This is a genomic window from Veillonellales bacterium, from assembly GCA_039680175.1.
Taxonomy (GTDB): domain Bacteria; phylum Bacillota; class Negativicutes; order JAAYSF01; family JAAYSF01; genus JBDKTO01.
The window spans coordinates 1-6,839 of sequence record JBDKTO010000023.1; the positions used below are offsets into that span (position 1 = coordinate 1).

General features: G+C 37.4%; 6 protein-coding genes and 1 pseudogene. 1 reads left to right on the forward strand and 6 read right to left on the reverse strand.

The window, feature by feature from the left end:
- A partial coding sequence (locus ABFC84_03640) for an IS5/IS1182 family transposase (protein ID MEN6411845.1) occupies positions 1-224 on the reverse strand: 224 nt, incomplete at its 3' end.
- 319 nt (positions 225-543) lie between these two features.
- Here ABFC84_03640 and ABFC84_03645 point away from each other — a divergent pair.
- Entirely contained in the window at positions 544-1,434 is an 891-nt protein-coding gene (locus ABFC84_03645) for a DMT family transporter (protein MEN6411846.1), read from the forward strand.
- A gap of 119 nt (positions 1,435-1,553) precedes the next feature.
- Here the strand turns inward: ABFC84_03645 and ABFC84_03650 are convergent, their stop codons facing one another.
- From ABFC84_03650 to ABFC84_03670, 5 genes and pseudogenes are all read right to left on the reverse strand, one after another.
- Complete coding sequence (locus ABFC84_03650) at positions 1,554-2,246, reverse strand: GntR family transcriptional regulator (protein ID MEN6411847.1); 693 nt, start codon at positions 2,244-2,246, stop codon at positions 1,554-1,556.
- Positions 2,247-2,380: 134 nt separating this feature from the next.
- The gene (locus tag ABFC84_03655; protein ID MEN6411848.1) at positions 2,381-3,652 is read right to left on the reverse strand and encodes a lactate racemase domain-containing protein; all 1,272 of its coding nucleotides are present in this window, start codon (positions 3,650-3,652) and stop codon (positions 2,381-2,383) included.
- Between the two features lie 107 nt (positions 3,653-3,759).
- Positions 3,760-4,950 carry a mandelate racemase/muconate lactonizing enzyme family protein gene (locus tag ABFC84_03660; GenBank protein MEN6411849.1) on the reverse strand — a complete coding sequence of 397 codons (1,191 nt, stop codon included), beginning with the start codon at positions 4,948-4,950 and terminating at the stop codon, positions 3,760-3,762.
- 58 nt (positions 4,951-5,008) lie between these two features.
- Positions 5,009-6,289, reverse strand: a complete 1,281-nt coding sequence (locus ABFC84_03665; protein ID MEN6411850.1) for an MFS transporter — start codon at positions 6,287-6,289, stop codon at positions 5,009-5,011.
- Between the two features lie 427 nt (positions 6,290-6,716).
- A pseudogene (locus tag ABFC84_03670) lies at positions 6,717-6,821 on the reverse strand (transposase family protein).
- Positions 6,822-6,839: the final 18 nt, after the last annotated feature.

The window sequence follows — 6,839 nt, forward strand, 5'->3', positions numbered from 1 at the left end:
AAATACCCGTAGATATACAATTTAAGCATATCAGCGGGATTATATGGTTTACGTCCGGTTGTTTTTGTTGTTGCATATTTAAATCCTAATTCATTTAGATTCAAACTACCAACAAACGCATCAAATATGCGTACTGAATTATCCTCACTTATCATTTCATCTAGCGACATAGGGATAAGATTGAGTTGATTCCTGTTTGTATTGTTAGAAATATATCGTGACATAATTCACCTCAAACATGATATCTTACAATTTTATTACCATTGTTGCCATTAGTATTACTCTATTGTTTTCGCACAGTCTGACGTCCCCAACTGCCTTTATCAGGAGTTCCGCTAAGCATCCTATAACACCGAAAACGGAATCAATAAAATTCAGCCTAGTATATGGTCAATCGAAGAAAGATGTGGTAAATTAGTAACTGTAACTTTTTCACAATTGGATCTTCTTGGGATGGAAGTTTTAGACTATCATATTACCGCATGAAAGGGTTACTTTCTTGAAAACATTGACTGTCCAGTATAATAATTACAATCAAAGTGAGTGAACATTTTGAGGATAAGTGATAGTTTTCATCCCTATGCAATTATTACCATTATTTTTTGGTCATTAGCCTATGTTTTGACTCGACTTACATTGCAATATTTTTCCGTCTTCTCTTTAGGGTTCTTGCGTTACTTTGTAGCATCCTGTACTTTACTAATCTTCGCGTTTCTGTCAAAAATGAAACCGCCCTGCAAAAGAGACTTTCTATGGTTCTTAGGCTCTGGAGCATTTGGTTTTTTCTTTTACATGATTACATTTAACACAGGAATGAAAACAGTAACAGCTTCCACCAGCAGCGTTATTATTGCGACTGTCCCAATCATTACTGCGCTGTTAGCACGTTTTATTTACAAGGAAGAATTAAAAAATTTTCAATGGGCAGCTATTGTGATTGAATTTATCGGAGTAATGGTCTTAACATTAATGAACGGAGTATTTTCAACAAATACGGGATTGTTCTGGTTATTGCTTGCGGCATTGGCTTTGAGTATTTATAATCTACTACAACGCAAACTTACTAAAACCTATACCGCATTACAAACCTCTGCTTTTAGTATTTTCTTCGGAACCATACTGCTAACAATATTTCTGCCAGCTTCAGTAAATGAAGCAATGGAGGCCCCAACTATTCAATTATTCTATATTGCAATTTTGGGGATATTCTCAAGTGCAGTTGCTTATGTTGCATGGTCCAATGCCTTTGCAAAAGCTAAGCAAACATCCCTTGTCAGTAATTATATGTTTCTTACTCCTTTTCTAACAAGCGCTTTAGGATTTGTAGTTGCTAAAGAAATTCCTGATTTTGCAACACTTATTGGCGGAGGAATTATTATATTTGGTATTTTACTTTTTTATTTTGGTGATAAAGCTTATATCAAACTAAATTAGATCATTAATATTTCATAAAAAGGCTACTAAATCAGCAACAATTATTGCAACAAGAAAGGCCCACGGCATTTGTCGTAGGTCTTTAAATCGCGTTACAGAAATAAAAAAGCAATGGCTTATTATTTATTCTTTCTCATTTTATTTTGCATTGCTTTTTTCACTGCTTCTAGCATTTCCATTTTATGTTTTCGACTAAATGCTTCAATTTTTTCTGATGACTCATGTGCTTTAATCATTGCTATTAAGGTTGCATGTTCCTCTATAGACTCTTTCCCTCTATAGGGCACAAAAGTATATATAGATTTTCTTATCTGCACCATACGTTGCCATACATTCGCCAAAGCATCAATTAGAAGCGTATTACCACAGCGATGATAAATCATTTTGTGAAACTCAGCATTGAGTTCTCCGAATTCTTCCAACCGTAATTCTTCTATAGCCACCCTCATATCAGCATTTAACTGTTCTAGCCTTTGCAAGTCCTCTTGGTTTAAATGGTCCGACGCCATGGAAGTAGCCGCTCCATCTAAGATAGCCAAAACCGTCTGGTTTTCCTCATAATCTTTTTCTTCGATCATTTTAACAACAGCACCACTATACGGAATCACTTGAATCAGATTTTCTGCTTCCAATTGTTGAATTGCCTCTCTTACAGGGATACTGCTTAAATCCAATTCTTTTTTTATATTATCAATGACAATTCGATATCCGGGTCCAAAGGTACCATTCAAAATATTGGTGCGGATATATCCATAAGCCTGTTCTTTTTTACTTATTCTTTTTTTTGTTGTATTATTAATATTTTTATCCATAATAATATATTATATCATATAATATATTATTTGGCAATTAAGATTATGTCATATAATTTCAACTCTATTCGCTGAATTTATGATAACTTATTTTGCATAATTCATCACTGTATTTTTAGCAAAAATACTACTCTCTAGAAATTAAAATTTCCATCTTCATTAAAACACCATGTATATGGTTCGCTTAAAACTTCTAGTTGTGGATGTTCCATTGCATAAGACTTTAAATTTTCCGATATCTCAATTTCTTCTACTGATATCGTATTTTTAATTCTTACCATAGTAATATTTTCCTTATCTGCTCGATTGCTGCATTTAATGCAGGCCTGAATTGCTTGTTTATCATTTTTTAATACGATTGGTATTTTCGCAGTACTTGTTACGGTGGTCGTTAAAGAATTGGCATAAGTCTGCTCAAAGTCAAATTTGTGAAAAACTCGTTCAGTTGTATAATCACTCAATCCTAATCCATTAGCTCCTCCATGGGATTCTTTCGTAATATCAAGAATGGCCATTCGTTTAAAATTTGGTACACCCACTATTTTCTCTGAAAGAAAACGTCCTAATATATTTGTATCAAACCCGGTTCCGCTAATGTTTTTCCCAATTTCGTCTACAATCATGACATCAAAAGATTTAATATACAGTTGGGGACATAATTTCTTTGCTTCTATTAACAATTCCGGCTCTCGTTTCAAGATAATATCAGTTGGTAACACTTCAATTTGAGCCGTTTCGTGATAAGGATTTTCCAAAATAGCTATACCGCATAGAATATTCGCCTTCTTTAATGCCACCTCGGCTATAGCCGGAATATTTTCAGCCATAGCATCAAATCCTTGATTATGGCAAAAATCAGCACCTTTTTGTTTCCCTAATCCAATTACAATCATTTTTTGTATGCCGCTTTCCACCCTGCCATGAAAGCTTGTATGGGGCTTGACACGATTCACTACAATTGTCCAATCAGCTTGATACGCATTACTATCAAAATAAACGGGCAATCCATTTTTTGACATGCCTATCTTTATCGGTGTTATATTGGAGTAGATAGGCGCTTTAACATATTCTTCCGTAAAACCACGACTTGTCAGAAGATCACGCTGACCTTCTGACGTAGCACCACCATGGCTTCCCATAGCAGGTACTAAAAAAGGTATTGCACCTGCTTCTTTTATAATTTCAACAATTGTCCTTACAATAAGCTGCATATTAGCAATTCCTCGGCTTCCTACTGTAATGGCAATTCGGTGACCTGGTTGTATCCGTTTCAAGACCTGTGATATCATCAGCTTGTTCCGTATTGCTCCAGCGATATCCTTTACCACTGGTCGAGAAAAATGTTGCCGGACTTTGATCACCTTGGGTATAGGAGTGGAAGACAATAATTGATCAATACTATTCACGATAAGCTCCCCCTTGGTGTAAAATAATAGATAAAAAGAGCTTCTCTGTCGAACCACCTGTCTATGTTCTAACCAGAGAAGCTCACTTTTATATTCCTACATATTTATTACTTTACAGTCTCTACGACAGAAGCTTGTATCGTTTCCTCTGTTAATTCTTGACCAATGCCTGGCAATTCCGGTACATCATAGTAGCCATTTTGTGGTTGGTAATTATACTTACAAGATTTAGTATTCGCATCGAGTAACGCATATCGATGCAATTCATGAATCTGGAAATTCGGAATCGCTGCTTCCATTTGCAATGCTGCCGCAGTAGAAATTGGGCCGCCGCATACATGGATTTGTACAGACACGTCGTATACATGCGCCATGTCGCAGACTTTTTTAATTTCCGTAATACCGCCGCAAGTACAAATATCCGGTTGAATAACATCAAGTGAACCATTTTCAAAAAACGGCCGATATCCCCAACGGGTATAAATCCGTTCTCCCGCTGCTATCGGAATATTTACATGATCAGCAACTTTTTTCATCTGTTTAGGATTCAGCGGCATTACTGGTTCTTCAAAATAGTATACACCTAACTCTTCAATCATTTTGCCGAATTGGATAGCGGCTGTCGTGTCGGTAAAAGAATGCATTTCCACAATAATATCAATTTTATTCCCTATTCTTTCCCGAACAGCTTTCAAACGATCATATCCAAGTCGCAATACGCTATCCGACAGTACTCCGTTTAAATTACGTTGATTCCAGTTTCCTTCTTCATCCATAGCAAGCACATCAATTTTAATGGCATCATACCCCTCAGCCACCGCAACTGCGGCGGTTTCCGCATACTCTTCCGGTTTCACCAGCATCGATTTTTGACTACCTTGGCCCCAACCAAATTGTAATTGGCTGGCATACGTCCGGATTTTACTACGGGTCTTACCACCTAAAAGCTGATATACCGGAGTCTGCAAAATCTTACCCTTAAGGTCCCATAATGCAATATCTATGCCGCTCATGGCAGCAGTGAAAACTGTGCCGCCGCCTTGTCCCCAAAAGGTTTTCTTCTGCATCTTGTTCCAGATTTCCTCATTATTTCGTGGATCCATCCCGATAATTATTTTAGCTAAATCTTTTGCCATGCCAAAACCGGCTGAGGCACCTACCCCATAGGCTAACCCAACTTCCCCAAATCCGGAAATGCCTTCATCAGTGTTGATTTTTACTACCACCGGGCGCCACTTACTTGTTGCTGACGAAAAGTCATTCGCTACATCAATAATATCGACACTAGTAATTTTCATATGAATCGCTCCTTTTTTAACTTAAAATATGTATTCAATTGCCATACATTCAATGTAATTAATATTTTTTAATCGTCAAAAACGATGCCATACATACCCCTAACATACCAGCCGCAACTAAACAATACAATCCACTATCGTAACTGCCAAATAAACTGATAAAAAACCCGATTATAACTGGTGATAAAGCAGAAAATCCCGTGGAAATACCATTCATCGTACCGCCCGCGGTCGATAAAACTCTAGAAGGAACAAGGCCTTGCAGTAAAGTCCAGGCAGAAGATGTCGCCATAGAGTTAAAACCAACCGCAAAGGCTAAACAAATAGCAGAAGGATATTTCCCAGGTATAACGGTAGTAGTGTACATAAAAGAGGTCCCCAAAATCATACTAACTAACAACAACGGCGCACAACGGCCGATTTTATCATTAATGAGCCCGTTTATCGCTTTAGTAAAAATGTTTACAATGAACGGCAACGATGCAATCCATCCCATTTCTGCCCATGAAAATCCCTTAGCTACCTTTAGGTAAGCCGGTATCCAAGATACTAACCCCCAATAATTGAATTGCAAACACATATACCAAACCACCAAAAACCAATAATGCGGATTTTTTGATATCAATTTTAAACGGTGAATCAGTGAAAGTTTCTCTTTGACATTGACGCTAGCTTGTTTTTCTTCCATGCCTGCTTCAATATGCGCCAATTCTGCTTTATTGACTTTCTTGCTTTCTTGAGGTCTATCCGTTGTATGGAACCAGAAGAGCCATAACGGTATCAATGTAAGAACGAAGCAAAGATAAAAATTAGCGCGCCAGCCATAATGAGCAATAATGGCGGCCAGCAATGGCATTGCAATAGCCGGAGCAACTGATTGTCCAATAATCCAGCTTGCATTTGCACGTCCTCGTTCCTGAAAAGGGATCCAATGCCGTACGTATACACTTTGCTGCGGATAATACATGCCTTCGCCTATTCCCAGCAACATTCGACCGATAATCAACATCATAAAGGTCGTAGCAAGACTACTCACAAAAATTGATATCAGCATTAAAATAACGCAAATACACATCATCTTTCGTGGACCGATCAAATCTCCCAATGGGGCTAACGTAATATTAGCAAGCCCGTAAACAGCTAAAAAAGACGACATCATTAAACCAATCTGAACCGTTTGGCCTTTTATTCCCATTTCAACAAGAAATGGGTCGTTTGCTGCCAGAATAGAAACATTTACCCGGTCAACAAAAGCAACTGCAATACCGATAAATAGTACAAAAATCATGAAAAAGCGTCGTCTAGTCGGCTTTTCTGCTAAGACATTTTCCTCCAACATTTTCTACCTCCCATAGTAAGATTTTTGAGCTCTTTGAAATCATATATGATTTTATATATTTTATTATATATTAATTCATATACTGCGTCAATATATTATTTTAAGATTCAGATTATCTTAATACTTTTTATTTTCTTGTAAAATATCCATTTTATCGCAATCTCTTTATCGGCTCTCTAAAATGATTATGCATAAATATTACCTTTTGTCCCTAAATCAAGCATAAAAGTAAAGCCAGCGGCGTTTGCGCTGGCCAAATTAATAAATCTGCAGATGATTAGATCCGTACCCTATAAGGAACCCATGAGAGTATAGTTTTCGGTTTTTCTGCCTCTAGGCAGGCTTGATTACGCGGGGCAAGCTGGTGTGATTTTGGGTATCGTCAAAAAGCAAAGGAAGCATTAAGAACGTCCCTCCGCTTCTAGGTCACTGCGAGCAGGCAAATGAGCAAAATGTCGGAGAGTTTATGTTTGATCTTCCAGGCTTGTCTTGGGTCTGGCATTTTTTCTAAAATAGCAATGAGATTTTCCATCTTCTTCACCTCATTGCT

What these genes read in the sequence shown, in the direction of transcription:
- ABFC84_03650 (MEN6411847.1), bottom strand. Translation starts at nt 2,246, where the DNA reads ATGGATAAAAATATTAATAATACAACAAAAAAAAGAATAAGTAAAAAA.
- ABFC84_03660 (MEN6411849.1), bottom strand. Translation starts at nt 4,950, where the DNA reads ATGAAAATTACTAGTGTCGATATTATTGATGTAGCGAATGACTTTTCG.
- ABFC84_03665 (MEN6411850.1), bottom strand. Translation starts at nt 6,289, where the DNA reads ATGTTGGAGGAAAATGTCTTAGCAGAAAAGCCGACTAGACGACGCTTT.